This window comes from Pseudomonas oligotrophica, assembly GCF_021726475.1.
Classification (GTDB): Bacteria; Pseudomonadota; Gammaproteobacteria; order Pseudomonadales; family Pseudomonadaceae; genus Stutzerimonas; species Stutzerimonas oligotrophica.
Genome location: NZ_JAKJRU010000002.1, coordinates 15,341 through 30,282, shown reverse-complemented (window position 1 = coordinate 30,282; position 14,942 = coordinate 15,341). Strand labels below are relative to the sequence as shown.

The 14,942-nt window shown below is 69.2% G+C and carries 11 protein-coding genes and 1 pseudogene; 7 read left to right on the top strand and 5 right to left on the bottom strand.

Going from position 1 to position 14,942, the window contains the following annotated elements; translation table 11 throughout:
* Positions 1-68: 68 nt before the first annotated feature.
* Together L3N39_RS04025 and L3N39_RS04020 are read right to left on the bottom strand one after the other, a co-directional pair.
* Positions 69-2,618 (bottom strand): TRAP transporter permease, encoded by a 2,550-nt coding sequence (locus tag L3N39_RS04025; RefSeq protein WP_237256003.1) that lies wholly within the window; start codon positions 2,616-2,618, stop codon positions 69-71.
* Between the two features lie 118 nt (positions 2,619-2,736).
* Positions 2,737-3,702: a TAXI family TRAP transporter solute-binding subunit gene (locus L3N39_RS04020; RefSeq protein ID WP_237256002.1), complete on the bottom strand. Its 966-nt coding sequence runs from the start codon at positions 3,700-3,702 to the stop codon at positions 2,737-2,739.
* Between the two features lie 270 nt (positions 3,703-3,972).
* Between L3N39_RS04020 and L3N39_RS18950 the strand changes: the two are divergent.
* Positions 3,973-4,386: pseudogene (locus tag L3N39_RS18950) on the top strand (PAS domain-containing protein); the annotation flags it as partial.
* A gap of 375 nt (positions 4,387-4,761) precedes the next feature.
* Positions 4,762-5,640, top strand: a complete 879-nt coding sequence (locus tag L3N39_RS18945; protein ID WP_431978005.1) for a methyl-accepting chemotaxis protein — start codon at positions 4,762-4,764, stop codon at positions 5,638-5,640.
* Between the two features lie 10 nt (positions 5,641-5,650).
* Here the strand turns inward: L3N39_RS18945 and L3N39_RS04010 are convergent, their stop codons facing one another.
* Both L3N39_RS04010 and L3N39_RS04005 read right to left on the bottom strand, forming a co-directional pair.
* Positions 5,651-7,048 (bottom strand): sensor histidine kinase, encoded by a 1,398-nt coding sequence (locus L3N39_RS04010; protein WP_237256000.1) that lies wholly within the window; start codon positions 7,046-7,048, stop codon positions 5,651-5,653.
* On the bottom strand, positions 7,041-7,712 hold the full coding sequence (locus L3N39_RS04005) for a response regulator (protein ID WP_237255999.1): 672 nt from the start codon (positions 7,710-7,712) through the stop codon (positions 7,041-7,043). Before L3N39_RS04005 ends, L3N39_RS04010 begins: the two co-directional genes overlap by 8 nt.
* A 172-nt stretch (positions 7,713-7,884) precedes the next feature.
* Here L3N39_RS04005 and L3N39_RS04000 point away from each other — a divergent pair, with 172 nt between their 5' ends.
* From L3N39_RS04000 to L3N39_RS03980, 5 genes are all read left to right on the top strand, one after another.
* A complete protein-coding gene (locus L3N39_RS04000; protein WP_237255998.1) occupies positions 7,885-9,147 on the top strand; it encodes an OprD family porin in 1,263 nt (420 codons plus the stop codon).
* Between the two features lie 26 nt (positions 9,148-9,173).
* Complete coding sequence (locus L3N39_RS03995) at positions 9,174-10,148, top strand: Bug family tripartite tricarboxylate transporter substrate binding protein (protein ID WP_237255997.1); 975 nt, start codon at positions 9,174-9,176, stop codon at positions 10,146-10,148.
* 78 nt (positions 10,149-10,226) lie between these two features.
* Positions 10,227-10,670 carry a tripartite tricarboxylate transporter TctB family protein gene (locus tag L3N39_RS03990; protein ID WP_237255996.1) on the top strand — a complete coding sequence of 148 codons (444 nt, stop codon included), beginning with the start codon at positions 10,227-10,229 and terminating at the stop codon, positions 10,668-10,670.
* 1 nt (position 10,671) lies between these two features.
* Positions 10,672-12,186, top strand: coding sequence for a tripartite tricarboxylate transporter permease (locus L3N39_RS03985; RefSeq protein ID WP_237255995.1), 1,515 nt, complete (start codon positions 10,672-10,674; stop codon positions 12,184-12,186).
* 1 nt (position 12,187) lies between these two features.
* Positions 12,188-13,210: an AbrB family transcriptional regulator gene (locus tag L3N39_RS03980; RefSeq protein ID WP_237255994.1), complete on the top strand. Its 1,023-nt coding sequence runs from the start codon at positions 12,188-12,190 to the stop codon at positions 13,208-13,210.
* 232 nt (positions 13,211-13,442) lie between these two features.
* Here L3N39_RS03980 and L3N39_RS03975 read toward each other — a convergent pair whose 3' ends face one another.
* Positions 13,443-14,672: a nucleoside recognition domain-containing protein gene (locus L3N39_RS03975; RefSeq protein ID WP_237255993.1), complete on the bottom strand. Its 1,230-nt coding sequence runs from the start codon at positions 14,670-14,672 to the stop codon at positions 13,443-13,445.
* Positions 14,673-14,942: the final 270 nt, after the last annotated feature.

Sequence of the window (14,942 nt, the reverse complement as noted above, 5' to 3'; positions counted from 1 at the left end):
GCGCCGGGGCACAAAAAAACCGGCCAGCGCGTGGGCGGTGGCCGGTTTCGAGCACAGCGCTCAGTGGTTCAGCGCGGCAGGCGCCGGCGCTGCAGCCAGACGATCAGGCCGAACAGCAGCAGCCCCGGGATCCACATCCACTCCTTGTGCCAGCGGTCGGTGGGTGCGCGCACGCGGACGATCTCCTGGTCGAACTCCAGGCCCGCCTCGGCCGCCGGGCTGCCGAAGGCGACGCTGTCGATCAACAGCTTGCCACCCTCCTCGTAGGTCGCCAGGCCGATCTTGCCGAGCTTGTCCTCGCCGCTCTCGCCGTCCGGGATGGCCAGCAGCACGACGAACTCGCGCGGGTCGCCCACCTCGTTCTCGCCGCGGATGCGCATGCGCAGCTGGCTGTCCTCGTCCACGGTCTCCAGCGCCTGGACCAGTTCGGCCGGCGGGATGTCACGGTAGGGGTCGTGCAGCAGGTCCATCCAGAACGCCGGACGGAACAGGGTGAAGGCCACCAGCAGCAGCAGGATGGTCTCGTACCAGCGGTTGCGCACGAGGAAGTAGCCCTGGGTGCCGGCGGCGAAGATCAGCATGGCGCCGGTGGCGACGATGAAAATCAGCACGCCGTGCCAGAAGTCCACGTCGATCAGCAGCAGGTCGGTGTTGAAGATGAACAGGAACGGCAGCGCCGCGGTGCGCAGGCTGTAGTAGAAGGCGGTCAGGCCGGTCTTGATCGGGTCGCCCTTGGACACCGCGGCGGCGGCGAACGAAGCCAGGCCCACCGGCGGCGTCACGTCGGCCATGATGCCGAAGTAGAAGACGAACAGGTGCACCGCGATCAGCGGCACGATCAAACCGTTCTGCTGGCCGAGGGCGACCACCACCGGCGCCAGCAGGCTGGACACCACGATGTAGTTGGCGGTGGTCGGCAGGCCCATGCCGAGGATCAGGCTGAAGATGGCGATGAGGATCAGCATCAGCAGCAGGTTGCCCATCGACAGCAGCTCGACCAGGTCGGCCAGCACCAGGCCGACGCCGGTCTGCGACACCGCGCCGACGATGACCCCGGCCGCCGCGGTGGCGATGCCGATGCCGATCATGTTGCGCGCGCCGGCGATCATGCCTTCGCGCAGGTCGACCAGGCCGTCCATGGCGGTGCCATGGGTCGCCCCGCCGTCACCGCGCATCCAGGACAGCAACGGACGCTGGGTGAGCAGGATGATCACCAGCATCACCGTGCCCCAGAACGCCGACAGCCCGGGCGACAGCCGCTCGATCATCAGGCACCAGACCAGCACCACCACCGGCAGCACGAAGTGCAGGCCCGAGAGCAGCACCGCGCGGGTGTTGGGCAGTTCTTCCAGCGGCTTGTCCGGGTCTTCGGCCGGCAGCGGCGGGTTGCTCGCCGCCACCTTCAGCAGCCCCAGGTAGACCAGCGCCAGCAGCACCGACACGCCGGCCAGGGCGTAGTCGCCGAGCGCCGGCTTGAGCCAGCCGAGGCCGTAGTAGACCGCCAGCGACAGGCCGCTGATCAGCGCCGCGCCGAAGGCGAAGCCGGTCAGCCGGCGCAGCCAGGGCTTGGGCTGATGCGTGCCGATCGGCTGCATGTTCTGCTTGAGCGCTTCCAGGTGCACGATGTAGAGCAGCGCGATGTAGGAGATCGCCGCGGGCAGGAAGGCGTGCTTGATGATCTCCACGTAGGGCATGCCGACGTACTCGACCATCAGGAACGCCGCGGCGCCCATCACCGGCGGCATGATCTGGCCATTGACCGAGGAGGCAACCTCCACCGCGCCGGCCTTCTCCTTGGAGAAGCCGACCTTCTTCATCATCGGGATGGTGAAGGTGCCGGTGGTCACCACGTTGGCGATCGACGAGCCGGAGATCAGCCCGGTCATGCCCGAGGCGACCACCGCGGCCTTGGCCGGGCCGCCACGCATGTGGCCGAGCAGGCTGAAGGCCAGCTGGATGAAGTAGTGCCCGGCGCCGGCCCGTTCGAGCAGCGCGCCGAACAGCACGAAGAGGAAGACGAAGCTGGTGGACACGCCCAGGGCGATGCCGAACACGCCTTCGGTGGTGATCCACTGGTGGTTGGCCATCGCCGTGAAGCTGACGCCACGGTGCGCCAGCAGCCCCGGCATCCAGGGGCCGGCCAGGCTGTAGACGATGAACACCAGGGCGATGATCGCCAGCGGCGGGCCGAGGGCCCGGCGGGTGGCCTCCAGCAGCAGCGGGATGCCGATGCAGGCGGTGACCAGGTCCAGGGTGGTCAGGTTGCCGGGGCGCTGCGCCAGCTGTTCGTAGCAGATGAACAGGTAGGCGGCGCTGGCCGCGGCGACCAGCCCCAGCGCGATGTCCAGCAGCGGCACGCGGTCGCGCGGCGAGCGCTTGAACGCCGGGTAGGCGAGAAAGGCCAGCAGCAGGGCGAAGGCCAGGTGGATCGAGCGGGTCTCGGTGTCGTTGAGCACGCCGATGCGCAGCATGAACGGCAGCGGCGAGGCGATCCACAGCTGGAACAGCGACCAGGCCAGGGCCAGGCCGGCGATGGCCTTGGCCATGACGCCTTCCGGCAGGCGGGCGCCGACGTCCTGGGCGATCAGTTCCTCGGTGGATAGGTGTTTGTCTTGCATCAAATCGGGCCTGTTTTTCAGGAATCGTTAACCCAAGAAACCCGTGGCCGGCTCGGCACACGGGTTCCGGGTGAGGCATGAGACGCGAACGGGCCGCAGCAGCGGCCCGTCGGCGGTCTTACAGCCAGCCACGCTCCTTGTAGTAGCGCTCGGCGCCTTCGTGCAGCGGCGCGGTCAGGCCGACCTTGATCATGTCTTCCGGCTTGAGGTCCTTGAACGCCGGGTGCAGGCGCTGGAAGCGCTCGATGTTCTCGAACACCGACTTGACCAGCTGGTAGACCACCTCGGCATCGACCTTGGCGCTGGTCGACAGGACGGCCTTGCCGCCGATGGACTGGGTCGCCGAATCGTTGCCCTTGTACAGGCCGCCGGGGATCTCGGCCTTGGTGTAGTAGGTCTTCTGCTCCAGCAGCTTGTCGATCTCCGGACCGGTGATCGGTACCAGCACGGCGTCGACGGTGGTGGTGGCTTCCTGGATCGCGCCGTTGGGATGACCGACGAAGTAGGTCATGGCGTCGATGTTGTTGTCGCTCAGGGCGCTGGCCTGCTCGGCCGGCTTCAGCTCGGCCGCCAGGGCGAAGGCCGACTTGTCCCAGCCCTTGACCTGCATGATCTCCTCGAGGGTATCGCGCTGGCCGGAGCCCGGGTTGCCGATGTTGACGCGCTTGCCCTTGAGGTCGTCGAGGCCCTTGATGTTGGCATCGCGGCGCGCCAGCACGGTGAACACCTCGCTCTGCAGCGAGAAGACGGCGCGGATGTCATCCATCTTGCCTTCCTTCTCGAAGGGCGCCAGGCCTTCCATCGCCTTGAACTGGTGGTCGGACTGCATGATGCCGAAGTTGAATTCGCCGGTCCGCAGGCCGTTGACGTTGGCCACGCCGCCGCCGCTGGCCGGCGCGTTGCACTTGATGTTCTCGGCATTGCGGTTGACGAAGCGACAGATCGACTGACCCGCCACGTAGTAGACGCCAGTCTGCCCACCGGTACCGATGGTGACGAACTTCTCTTGCGCCTGCGCCACACCGCTCAGGCCGGTTCCCGCCAAAGCAGCGGCGAAGATCCATGCCAAGGAATTGCCCTTCATGGATGCTCTCCTTTCTGGTTGTTTTGGATTGTCCGGGCATTCCTCGTGAGTCTGCACGGAAGCATGAGTCTAGCAGGGGAACGCCCCGAACGATGCGCCGGATTCTGCGGCCAGGGCGCGCGCTGCGCCGGTGTTCCCCGGCGCCCTGCTTGGACCACGGCCACGCCGAAGCGTTTGCCGCTGGCATTGTCCTGCATGTAATGCCACATTGACATCATTGCGTCATGGAACCGACCTAGCCTTCGCCGCAGTCGCCCCGTGACACTCATCATGAGACGCCGCCGGCCTTCGGCCGAAGCGGCGCCACACCCCCGGCCTCGCGTACCCCGAACCCACAAGGAAGAGATTCGTCACATGCGAGCCAACCTGCCGGTCAACGACCGGGAAGTCCCCGTCCGCGACAACGCCAACATCCTCTCCACCACCGACCTCAAGGGCCGGATCAGCTACGCCAACCCGGACTTCATCGAGCTCTGCGGCTTCAGCGAGGCCGAGCTGCTCGGCCAGCCGCACAACATCGTGCGCCATCCGGACATGCCGCCGGCCGCCTTCGCCCACCTGTGGAGCACGCTGCAGGCCGGGCGGCCGTGGATGGGCATGGTCAAGAACCGCAGCAAGAACGGCGACTACTACTGGGTCAGCGCCTACGTCATGCCGGTCAGCCGCGACGGCGAGGTGGTCGAATACCAGTCGGTGCGCACCAAGCCGCAGCCGCAACAGGTGCGCGCCGCCGAGACCCTGTATGCCGCGCTGAACGCCCCGCGGCGCGCCGGCCTGCGCCGCTGGCGCCCGGGCTTCCAGGCGCGGCTCGCGCTGTGCGCCGGCCTCGGCAGCCTGGCCAGCGCGGCCGCCGCCGGGCTGCTGGCCGGTGGCGCCGGGCCCTTGGCGCTGCTGGCCGGCGTGGCGGGCGCGGCGGCCAGCACGGCCTGCTGCCTGCTGGCCCTGGCGCCGCTGCGTGCGTTGCGCGCGCAGGCCCGGCAGGTCGGCCACAACCCGCTCAGCCAGCTGATCTACAGCGGGCGCGACGACGAGTTGGGCGAGATCGCCTTCGCCCTGCGCATGCTCGAGGCCGAAGCCGGCGCGGTGGTCGGCCGCATAGCCGACAGCAGCCGGCAGATCAGCCGCCATGCCGAGGAGCTGGCCGGCGCCATGCAGCAGAGCGCGGCCAGCGCCAGTGCCCAGCAGCAGCAGACCGACCTGGTGGCGAGCGCCATGAGCCAGATGGTCGCCAGCGTGCAGGAGGTCGCGCAGAGCGCGCTGCGCACCGCCGAGGCGGCGACCCTGGCCGACAGCGATGCCGCCGCCGGTCGCGGCATGGTCGGCCAGACCGGCAGCTGCATCGCCCGCCTGGCCGGCGAGATCCAGCAGGCCGCCGAGGTGATCGGCCACCTCGAGGACCACAGCCAGGACATCAGCCGCATGCTCGAGGTGATCCGCAGCATCGCCGAGCAGACCAACCTGCTGGCGCTCAACGCGGCCATCGAGGCGGCGCGCGCCGGCGAGCAGGGGCGCGGCTTCGCGGTGGTCGCCGACGAGGTGCGCAGCCTCGCCTCGCGCACCGCCCAGGCCACCGCCGAGATCCAGACCATCATCGGCACCCTGCAGAGCGGTTCGCGCGAGGCGGTCGCGGTGATGCAGCGCAGCCGCGAACAGGCGCAGATCAGCGTCGAACGTGCCGGCGAGGCCGAGCGTTCGCTCGACGACATCAATGCCCAGGTCACCGACATCAGCGGCATGAGCACGCAGATCGCCGCCGCCGTGGAGCAGCAGAGCGCGGTCGCCGCACAGATCGGCGAAAGCCTGGCGAGCATCCGCGCCGGTTCCGAGCAGCAGGCGGTGGTCGGCCTGCAGAGCCGCGAAAGCGCCGCCGGCGTCGCCGGGCTGGTGGCCGGCATGCAGCAGCTGGCGCAGCAGTTCTGGGGGCGTCGGCGCGCCTGAGCCGGGCGCCTCAGGCCTCGCCCGGGAAGCGCACCCGCACCAGCAGGCCGCCGAGGGCGCCCTCGCCGAGTTCGACGCTGGCCCGGTGCGCGCGGACGATCTCGCCGACGATGGCCAGGCCGAGGCCGGCGCCATGGCCGCCGGTGTCGCGCCGGTAGAAGCGCGTGAACACCTTGTCGCGCTCGTCGGCGGGGATCCCGGGGCCGTCGTCCTCGACCTCCAGCAGGCCGCCGTCGGCGACCCGCAGCACCACGTTGCCGCCGCCGGCGGTGTGCGCCAGGGCGTTGTGCACCAGGTTGCCGAGCAGCTCGCTGAGCAGGGTCGGCTCGCCGACCACCCACACCGGGCGCTCGGCCTCCAGCGCCAGCGCCACGCCGCGCTGGTGCGCCAGCGCAGCCATCGCCAGGCCGACCTCGCGGGCCAGCGCCGACAGGTCCAGGCGTTCGGCGCTGCCCTCGGCGATCGACTGCGCGCCGCTTTCGATGCGCGCCAGCGAGAGCAGCTGGTTGGCCAGGTGGATGACCTTGTCGGTGCTCTGCCCGGCATCCTCCAGGGTGCTGCGCCAGGCCGCCGGCTCGGCCTCGCGCAGACCCAGCTCGAGGCGCGCCTTGAGCGCCGCCAGCGGCGTGCGCAGCTCGTGGGAGGCATCGGCGATGAAGCGCGCCTGGCGTTCGAACTGCCCGCGCAGGCGCTCGGTGAACTGGTTGAGGGCGGCCACCAGCGGGCGCAGTTCGCGTTGCACATGCACCAGCGGCAGCGGCCGCAGGTCGTCCGGCGCACGCTCCTCGACCGCCTCGCTGAGCCGGCCCAGCGGGCGCAGCGCGGCGCTGACCGCCAGCCACACCAGCAGCAGCGCGGCCAGCGCCAGCAAGCCCAGGCGCCACAGCGTGTCGCTCAACAGGCTGCGCGCCATGCGCTCGCGGGCGCCGAGGGTCTCGGCCACGCGGATCTCGGCGATGCCGTTGAGCTCGGGCTCGCTGACCGGCTGCAGCAGGCTCACCAGGCGCACGCCCTGGCCCTGGAACTCGCCATCGTAGAAGCGCGCCAGCGCCGGGTAGTCGTCGGTACGCGGCACCTCGGCGCCGGGCGCCGGCAGCTGCTCGTAACCACTGACCAGCTGCCCCTCGGTGTCCAGCACCCCGTAGTAGATGCGCCCGGCGCTGTCGTAGGCGAAGGTATCCAGCGCCACATAGGGCACGTTGGCGCGCAGCTTGCCCTCGTTGGTCACCAGGCCATCGGCGATGGCCCGCGCCGAGGCCAGCAGGGTGCGGTCGTAGGCGGTGTCGGCGGCGGCGCGGCCGTTCCAGTAGGCGCTCCAACCGCTGAACAGCAGCAGCGGCGTGAGCAGGATCGCCAGCCTGAGCAGCAGCCCGCCGCGCAGGCTGCCGGCCATCGCCCGCTCAGCCATCCAGCGCCTCGAGCAGGTAGCCCAGGCCGCGGAAGGTGACGATGCGCACCGGCTGGCCCTCGAGTTTCTTGCGCAGGCGGTGGATGTAGATCTCGATGGCCTCGGCGCTGGCGTCCTCGTCGAGGCCGAACACCTGGGCGGCCAGCTGGTCCTTGCTCATCACCCGCCCGGGACGGGCGATCAGCGCCTCGAGCACCGCCTGCTCGCGGGAGGTCAGGCTCAGCGGCTCGCCGGCCAGGCTGAAGCGTCGCGCATCCAGGTCGTGGACCAGCGCCCCGCAGCGCTGCTGGCGCTCGCCGCCGCCGACGCTGCGCCGCAGCAGCGCCTTGACCCGCGCCTCCAGCTCGGACAGCTCGAACGGCTTGGCCAGGTAGTCGTCGGCGCCGAGGTTGAGGCCGTGCACGCGGTCGCTGACCTCGCCGCGCGCGGTGAGCATCAGCACCGGCAGGGTCTTGCCGCGCTGGCGCAGGCGTGCCAGCACGCCAAAGCCGTCGAGCCGCGGCAGGCCGACATCGAGGATCGCCAGCGCGTAGTCCTCGCTGGCCAGCGCCAGGTCGGCGGCGATGCCGTCGTCGAGCAGGTCGACCGTCCAGCCGGCGGCGCGCAGCGCCTGCGCCACGCTCTCGGCCAGCGGCGGGTGGTCCTCGACCAGGAGAATGCGCATGTCCTGTCCCTCTGCGATCTGCCAACGGAGCGCCAGTGTAGCGGCAGAAACCACCCCGCGGCGGCCTGAAAGGCTGGCGAAAGCTTGACTGCCTAGGATCGCTCGCAGGTGGCTCGAACCACCACGCGCGGCCCCGAGGCCGCTACAACAAAAACAACAGTGGAGATACCCGATGCTGACTGCCGTCAGACACCCATCCGCACCTGCCCGTCTCGCCCTCGCCGTTGCCGCCGCCTCGCTGGCGCCGCTGGCCCAGGCCGCCTTCATCGAGGACAGCAGCGCGACCCTGCAGACCCACAACATCTACCTGAACCGCGATTTCCGCGAAGGCAGCGGCCAGTCCAAGCGTGAAGAGTGGACCCAGGGCTTCATCCTCGATGTGCAGTCGGGCTTCACCGAAGGCACCGTCGGCGTCGGCCTCGATGCCCTGGGCATGCTCGGCGTCAAGCTGGATTCCGGTGGCGGCCGCGCTGGCACCGACCTCTTGCCGGTGCACGACGATGGCAGCACGCCGGACGAGTTCAGCCGCCTGGGTCTGACCGCCAAGGCCAAGATTGCCGAGACCGAACTGCGCTACGGCTCGCACATTCCGGAGACGCCGGTAGTCAAGGCCAGCGACAGCCGCACGCTGCCGCAGGTGTTCGAGGGCGCTACCGTCACCTCCACCGATATCGACGGCCTGACCCTGACCGGCGGCCGCCTGGACAAGGTGATCGACCGCTCCTCGACCAACTCCCAGGACCTGCAGCTGAACAACAAGAACGGCCGCTTCGCCAGCGCCGCCGAGGCCGACCACCTGACCTTCGCCGGTGCCGAATACGCCTTCAACGAGAACCTCACCGGGCGCTACTACTACGGCGAGCTGGATGACGTGTACCGCCAGCACTTCTTCGGCCTGCTGGCGAACAAGCCGCTGAGCGACAACTCCGCGCTGAGTGCGGACCTGCGCGTGATGCTCAGCGACGACACCGGCGCGGCGAATGCCGGCAAGATCGATAACCAGGCCTGGAACGGCATGCTCGGCTACAGCCTGGGCGGGCACAAGGTCAGCGTCGGCTACCAGCAGATGCGTGGCGATACCGGCTACGCCTACATCGACGGCGGTGATCCGTTCCTGGTCAACTTCGTGCAGATCAACGACTTCGCCAACGCCGACGAGCGCTCCTGGCAGGCGCGCTACGACTACAACTTCGCCGCCATGGGCATCCCCGGGCTGACCTTCCTGACCCGCTACATCTCCGGCGACAACGCCGAGTACTCAGGCGGCAGCAACGGCAGCGAGTGGGAGCGCGACTTCGAGTTCAAGTACGTGGTGCAGAGCGGCCCACTGAAGAACGTCGCGCTGCGCTGGCGCAACGCGATGTTCCGCTCCGACTTCGCCCGCGACGCCGACGAGAACCGTCTGATCGTCAGCTACAGCCTGCCGATCTGGTAAACAGAACAAGTACCCGAGGGATTCCCATGAAAACCCGACTCAGCCGTTTCGCCCTGCTGTCATCCTGCCTGCTGCTCTCCAGCCAGCTCTTGGCCGAACCCAAGCGCCCCGAGTGCATCGCCCCGGCCAAGCCCGGCGGCGGTTTCGACCTGACCTGCAAGCTGGCCCAGAGCGGCCTGAAGGACAGCGGCCTGCTCCAGGCGCCGATGCGCGTCACCTACATGCCCGGCGGCGTCGGCGCGGTGGCCTACAACGCGGTGGTCGCCCAGCGCGCCGCCGAACCCGGCACCATCACCGCCTTCTCCAGCGGCTCGCTGCTGAACCTCGCCCAGGGCAAGTTCGGCCGCTACGACGAGAACGCCGTGCGCTGGCTGGCCGCGGTGGGCACCGATTACGGCGCCATCTCGGTGCGCGCCGACGCGCCCTACCAGAACCTCGACGAGCTGATTGCTGCAGTGAAGAAGGATCCGGGCAGCGTGGTGTTCGGCGCCGGCGCCACCATCGGCGGGCAGGACTGGATGCAGACCGCGCTGATCGCCCGCGCCGCCGGGGTCGATCCGAAGAAGCTGCGCTACGTCGCCTTCGAGGGCGGCGGCGAGACGCTCACCGCCATGCTTGGCGGCCACGTGCAGGTCACCTCCAGCGGCCTCGGCGAAGTCACCCCGCAGCTCGACGCCGGCAAGATCCGCATCCTCGCGGTGCTCGCCGACGAGCGCCTGCCGGGCAAGCTGGCCGACATCCCCACCGCCAAGGAGCAGGGCTACGACATCAGCTGGCCGGTGATCCGCGGCTTCTACATGGGGCCGGAAGTGCCTGACGAGGAGTTCAACTGGTGGAAGACCCAGTTCGACAGCCTGCTCGCCGACGAGGACTTCGCCAAGCTGCGCGAGCAGCGCGACCTGTTCCCGCTGTCGATGACCGGCGACGAGCTGGAAGCCTTCGTCAAGCAGCAGGTGCAGGACTACAAGGCCCTGGCCGGCGAGTTCGGCCTGGTCAAGTAACGCGAACCGGCCCGCGCCCGCGGGCCGCACGGCCGATCCGGCAGTTGCCGGGTCGCCGACTCCCTGAGGTATCCCGCCATGTACGTACGTGTCTTCGCCGCGCTGTGGCTGCTCGCCTGCGCCGGCCTCGCCCTGCTCGCCTGGGGCTTCGAGGCGCCCTTCGCCTATGACCCGGTCGGCCCGCGCGCCTACCCGCTGCTGCTGCTGGCGCTGATGGGCTGCGGCGCGCTGTGGCTGCTGATCAAACCCAAGGGCGAAGCGACGCCACCCTTCGACTGGGCGATGGCGAGTCGCGCCCTGCTCTGCGTGCTGGCGCTGCTGGCCTACGCGCTGCTGTTCGAGACCCTCGGCTTCGTCATCGCCACCGCGCTGGCCGGCTTCGCCCTCGGCCTCTTGTTCAACGGTCGCCTGTGGCCCAGCGTGATCAGCGGCGTGCTGCTCGGCGTGCTGCTCTACGGGCTGTTCGATTACCTGCTGGACGTACCGCTGCCGCTCGGCCTGCTGCGTCTGCTGGAGAGCTGATATGGAAACTTTGAACTTCTTGATGCAGGGCTTCGATGTCGCCACCCGGCCGACCAACCTGCTGGTGGCGCTGTTCGGCGCCTTCGTCGGCACCGTCGTCGGCCTCTTGCCCGGCCTCGGCCCGATCAATGGCGTGGCGCTCTTGCTGCCGCTGGCGTTCGCCCTCGGCCTGCCGCCGGAGACCGCGCTGATCCTGCTCGCCGCGGTGTACCTGGGCTGCGAATACGGCGGGCGTATCTCGGCGATCCTGCTCAACGTGCCGGGTGATGCCGCCGCGGTGATGACCACCCTCGACGGCTACCCGCTGGCGCGCCAGGGCAAGGCCGGCATCGCCCTTTCGCTTTCCGCGGTCAGTTCGTTCATCGGCAGCATCATCGCCACCTGCGGCGTGGTGCTGTTCGCCCCGCTGCTGGCCAAGTGGGCGGTGGCCTTCGGCCCGGCGGAATACTTCGTGCTGATGATCTTCGCCATCGCCTGTCTCGGCGGCATGGTCGGCGACAAGCCGGTGAAGACCCTGATGGCCGCGCTGATGGGCCTGGCCCTGGCTACCGTCGGTGTCGACTCGACCACCGGCGTCTACCGCTTCACCTTCGGCAGCGTCAGCCTGTCCGACGGCATCCAGTTCGTCATCGTGGTGATCGGCTTCTTCAGCGTCAGCGAGATTCTCTTGATGCTGGAGAAGACCCACAGCGGCCAGCAGGCGGTCAAGGCCAGCGGCCGGCTGCTGTTCAACATGAAGGAACTGTGCCTGACCTTCTGGACCATGGTGCGCAGCGCCGTGGCCGGCTTCGTCATCGGCACCCTGCCGGGCGCCGGGGCGACCATCGCCAGCGCCATGACCTATATGAGCGAGAAGCGCATGGCCGGTGCCAAGGGCCGCTTCGGCGACGGCGACCTGCGCGGCCTGGCCGCCCCGGAATCGGCCAACAACGCCTCGGCCTGCGGCTCGCTGATCCCCATGCTGACCCTCGGCGTGCCGGGTTCGGGCACCACCGCGGTGATGATCGGCGCGCTGACGCTGTACAACATCACCCCCGGCCCGCTGCTGTTCGAACAGCAGCCGGACGTGGTCTGGGGCCTGATCGCCTCGCTGTTCATCGGCAACGTGATCCTCTTGGTGATGAACATCCCGCTGGTCGGCCTGTTCTCGCGCATGCTCGCCGTGCCGAACTGGGTGCTGGTGCCGGCGATCACCGTGATCAGCATGGTCGGCGTGTATTCGGTACACAGCACCACCTTCGACCTGGTGCTGATGGTCGGCCTCGGCGTGTTCGGTTACCTGCTGCGCAAGCTGGACTTCCCGCTGTCGGCGCTGATCCTCGGCTTCGTGCTCGGCGAGATGATGGAAGACAACCTGCGCCGCGCGCTGTCGATCTCCAACGGCGAGCTGGGCATTCTCTGGGGCAGCCCGATCACCCTGGCGCTGTGGGCGCTGACCGTGGCGATGCTGGCCATGCCGGGGTTGCGCTGGTACCTCAAGCGCCGTCGCGGCAACGTGGTCGAGGCGCAGGCCTGACATGCGCCAACGGTTGCCGGCCTGGTGGGCGACCCCGCTGATCGGTGCGTTCGGCGGCTGGCTGGCGAGCCTGGCCAACTGGCCACTGCCGTGGATGGTCGGCTCGCTGCTGGCAGTGATCGCCGTGCGCTGCAGCGGCTGGCTGGTCACTGAAGTGCCGCGCGGCCGGCAGGTCGGGCAATGGATCGTCGCCAGCGCCATCGGCCTGCACTTCACCGGCGAGGTGATGCGCGAGGTGCTGGCGCACTTCGGCGCGATCCTCGCCGGCGCGCTCGGCACCCTGCTGCTCAGCCTGATCGGCCTGTTCATCCTGCTGCGCAGCGGCAGCGACCGCGCCACCGCGTTCTTCGCCAGCATGCCGGGCGGCGCCAGCGAGATGGTGGTGCTGGCCAACCGGCACCGGGCCGAGGCGGCCAGCGTGGCGGCGGCGCACAGCCTGCGCCTGCTGCTGGTGGTGCTGGTGGTGCCGGCGCTGTTCACCTGGGGCCTGCCGCCGATGGACGCACCGCCGCCGGCGCCGGTGAGCTGGCCCTGGCTGGCCGTGCTGCTGCCGGCCGGCGGCCTGCTGGCGCTGCTCTGGAAGCGCCTCGGCCAGCCCAACCCCTGGATGCTCGGCCCGCTGACCACCTGCGCGCTGGCCAGTGTGGCGTTCGACCTGCACATCGGCCTGCCGGGCTGGGCCGGCGCGCTCGGCCAGTGGCTGATCGGCTGCTCGCTGGCCTGTCATTTCGACCGGCCGTTCTTCCGCAGTGCGCCGGCCTTCCTGCTGCGCATCCTCGCCTTCACCCTGCTGGCCATGCTGGCGGCCGCCGCGCTGGGCGCGGGGCTGGGCTGGCTGACCGCCCTGGACGGTGTGTCGCTGATGCTCGGCATGATGCCCGGCGGCATCACCGAGCTGTGCCTGACCGCCGAGGCGTTGCAGCTGTCGGTGGCGCTGGTGACGGCGGTGCAGGTGCTCAGGTTGTTCCTGGTGATGTTTCTCGCCGAGCCGGTGTTTCGGCTCTGGCAACGAGCCGCGCTTTAGCCCGCCGCCCGGCGGGCTCTTTTTTTGTGGCAGCCGCAGGGACAAGGCTTCGTATAGGGTTCGATCGCCGAGGCCATCCAGCGGCAGAGCCGCGCACGTTGCTCTTTGCGCGGGCGAAGAGAACCCGGCCCACCAGGCGGCTCGATAAACGGCAGGACGATGAAGCTCGGTACCGCACCCGGTGGATGGCTTCGGCCATCCACCCTACGCGCGCATCAAGCCGCAGTCGGCGTCAACCGAAGAACCAGTAGCACACCCCGATCGCTGCGATCACCCCGGCCAGGTCCGCCAACAGCGCACAGCCCACCGCATGCCGCGCCCGCTGGATGCCCACCGCGCCGAAATACACCGCCAGTACATAGAAGGTGGTCTCGGTACTGCCCTGCAGCGTCGCGGCGACCAGCGCAGGAAAGCTGTCGACGCCGTGGTTCTGCATGGTCTCGATCAGCATCGCCCGCGCCGCCGAACCGGAGAACGGCTTGACCAGCGCGGTGGGCAAGGCATCGACGAAGCGGGTGTCCCAGCCGAACGCCTCGACCAGCCAGCGGATGCCGTCCAGGCCGAACTCCAGCGCACCGGAGGCGCGCAGGGCACCGACCGCCACCAGCATCGCCACCAGGTAGGGCAACAGGCTCTTGGCCACGTCGAAGCCTTCCTTGGCGCCTTCGACGAAGCTTTCGTAGACCGGCACCTTGCGCAGCGCGCCGACCATCACGAAGACGACGATCAGGCCGAACAGCGTGAGGTTGCCGAGCAGCGAGGACAACGACGCCAACGCGGTCGCCGAGAGCCCGGCGAGCAGCGCCATGAAGCCACCGAGCAACAGCGCCCCGGGCACCAGGTAGGCCAGCACCACCGGGTCCCAGAGGCGCAGGCGCTGCATTACAGCCACCGACAGCAGGCCGGCCAGCGTCGAGGCGCTGGTCGCCAGCAGGATCGGCAGGAACACCAGGGTGGGATCGTCGGCGCCCTGCTGTACGCGGTACATGAAGATCGACACCGGCAGCAGGGTCAGCGAAGAGGCGTTGAGCACCAGAAACAGGATCTGGGCGTTGCTTGCGGTGGTTTCCGACGGGTTGAGCGTCTGCAGGGCGCGCATGGCCTTGAGCCCGATCGGCGTGGCGGCGTTGTCCAGGCCGAGGCCGTTGGCGGCGAAGTTGAGGGTGATCAGGCCCAGCGCCGGATGGCCCGCCGGCACCTCCGGCATCAGCCGACGAAACAGCGGGCCGAGCAGCCGCGCCAAGGCTTCGACCAGGCCGGCCTTCTCGGCGATACGCAGGAACCCCAGCCACAGCGTCAGGGTGCCGAACAGCAGGATCATCACTTCCACGGCCAGCTTGGCCATGGCGAACAGGCTTTCGACGAGGGCGGCAAAGACGGTGGCGTCGCCGCCCAGCAGCCAGCGCGCAAAGGCGGCCAGCGCGGCGACGACGAAGAAACCCAGCCAGAGGCCGTTGAGCATGACATTCTCCCGTTGCGACTGGCGGCGATGATAGCGGTGCCGGCCGCAAGGCAGAACGTCAATGACGTGACAGCGCCGATGCGCTGTGTCGGGCTGCCTGCCGGGGCGATCATCTCAGCCACCCCGGCGGCAGCCTGCCGAACCTGGTCCGAAGCTCGGGGGTACTCCCTGTACCCCTAGGTCACTCCGCCTGGCAGAGCGTCCCGACCCCCTGGTTCACCCGCAATGGGACCGATCCCTGGGAACGTTCGCCTGGGCGAACGCTCCGAT

Excerpts from the sequence above, each read along its gene's own strand:
- L3N39_RS04020 (WP_237256002.1), bottom strand. The coding sequence starts at position 3,702 with ATGAAGGGCAATTCCTTGGCATGGATCTTCGCCGCTGCTTTGGCGGGA.
- L3N39_RS03980 (WP_237255994.1), top strand. The coding sequence starts at position 12,188 with ATGCGCCAACGGTTGCCGGCCTGGTGGGCGACCCCGCTGATCGGTGCG.
- L3N39_RS03985 (WP_237255995.1), top strand. The coding sequence starts at position 10,672 with ATGGAAACTTTGAACTTCTTGATGCAGGGCTTCGATGTCGCCACCCGG.
- L3N39_RS03995 (WP_237255997.1), top strand. The coding sequence starts at position 9,174 with ATGAAAACCCGACTCAGCCGTTTCGCCCTGCTGTCATCCTGCCTGCTG.
- L3N39_RS04005 (WP_237255999.1), bottom strand. The coding sequence starts at position 7,712 with ATGCGCATTCTCCTGGTCGAGGACCACCCGCCGCTGGCCGAGAGCGTG.
- L3N39_RS03990 (WP_237255996.1), top strand. The coding sequence starts at position 10,227 with ATGTACGTACGTGTCTTCGCCGCGCTGTGGCTGCTCGCCTGCGCCGGC.
- L3N39_RS04025 (WP_237256003.1), bottom strand. The coding sequence starts at position 2,618 with ATGCAAGACAAACACCTATCCACCGAGGAACTGATCGCCCAGGACGTC.
- L3N39_RS03975 (WP_237255993.1), bottom strand. The coding sequence starts at position 14,672 with ATGCTCAACGGCCTCTGGCTGGGTTTCTTCGTCGTCGCCGCGCTGGCC.
- L3N39_RS04000 (WP_237255998.1), top strand. The coding sequence starts at position 7,885 with ATGCTGACTGCCGTCAGACACCCATCCGCACCTGCCCGTCTCGCCCTC.
- L3N39_RS18945 (WP_431978005.1), top strand. The coding sequence starts at position 4,762 with ATGCTCGAGGCCGAAGCCGGCGCGGTGGTCGGCCGCATAGCCGACAGC.
- L3N39_RS04010 (WP_237256000.1), bottom strand. The coding sequence starts at position 7,048 with ATGGCTGAGCGGGCGATGGCCGGCAGCCTGCGCGGCGGGCTGCTGCTC.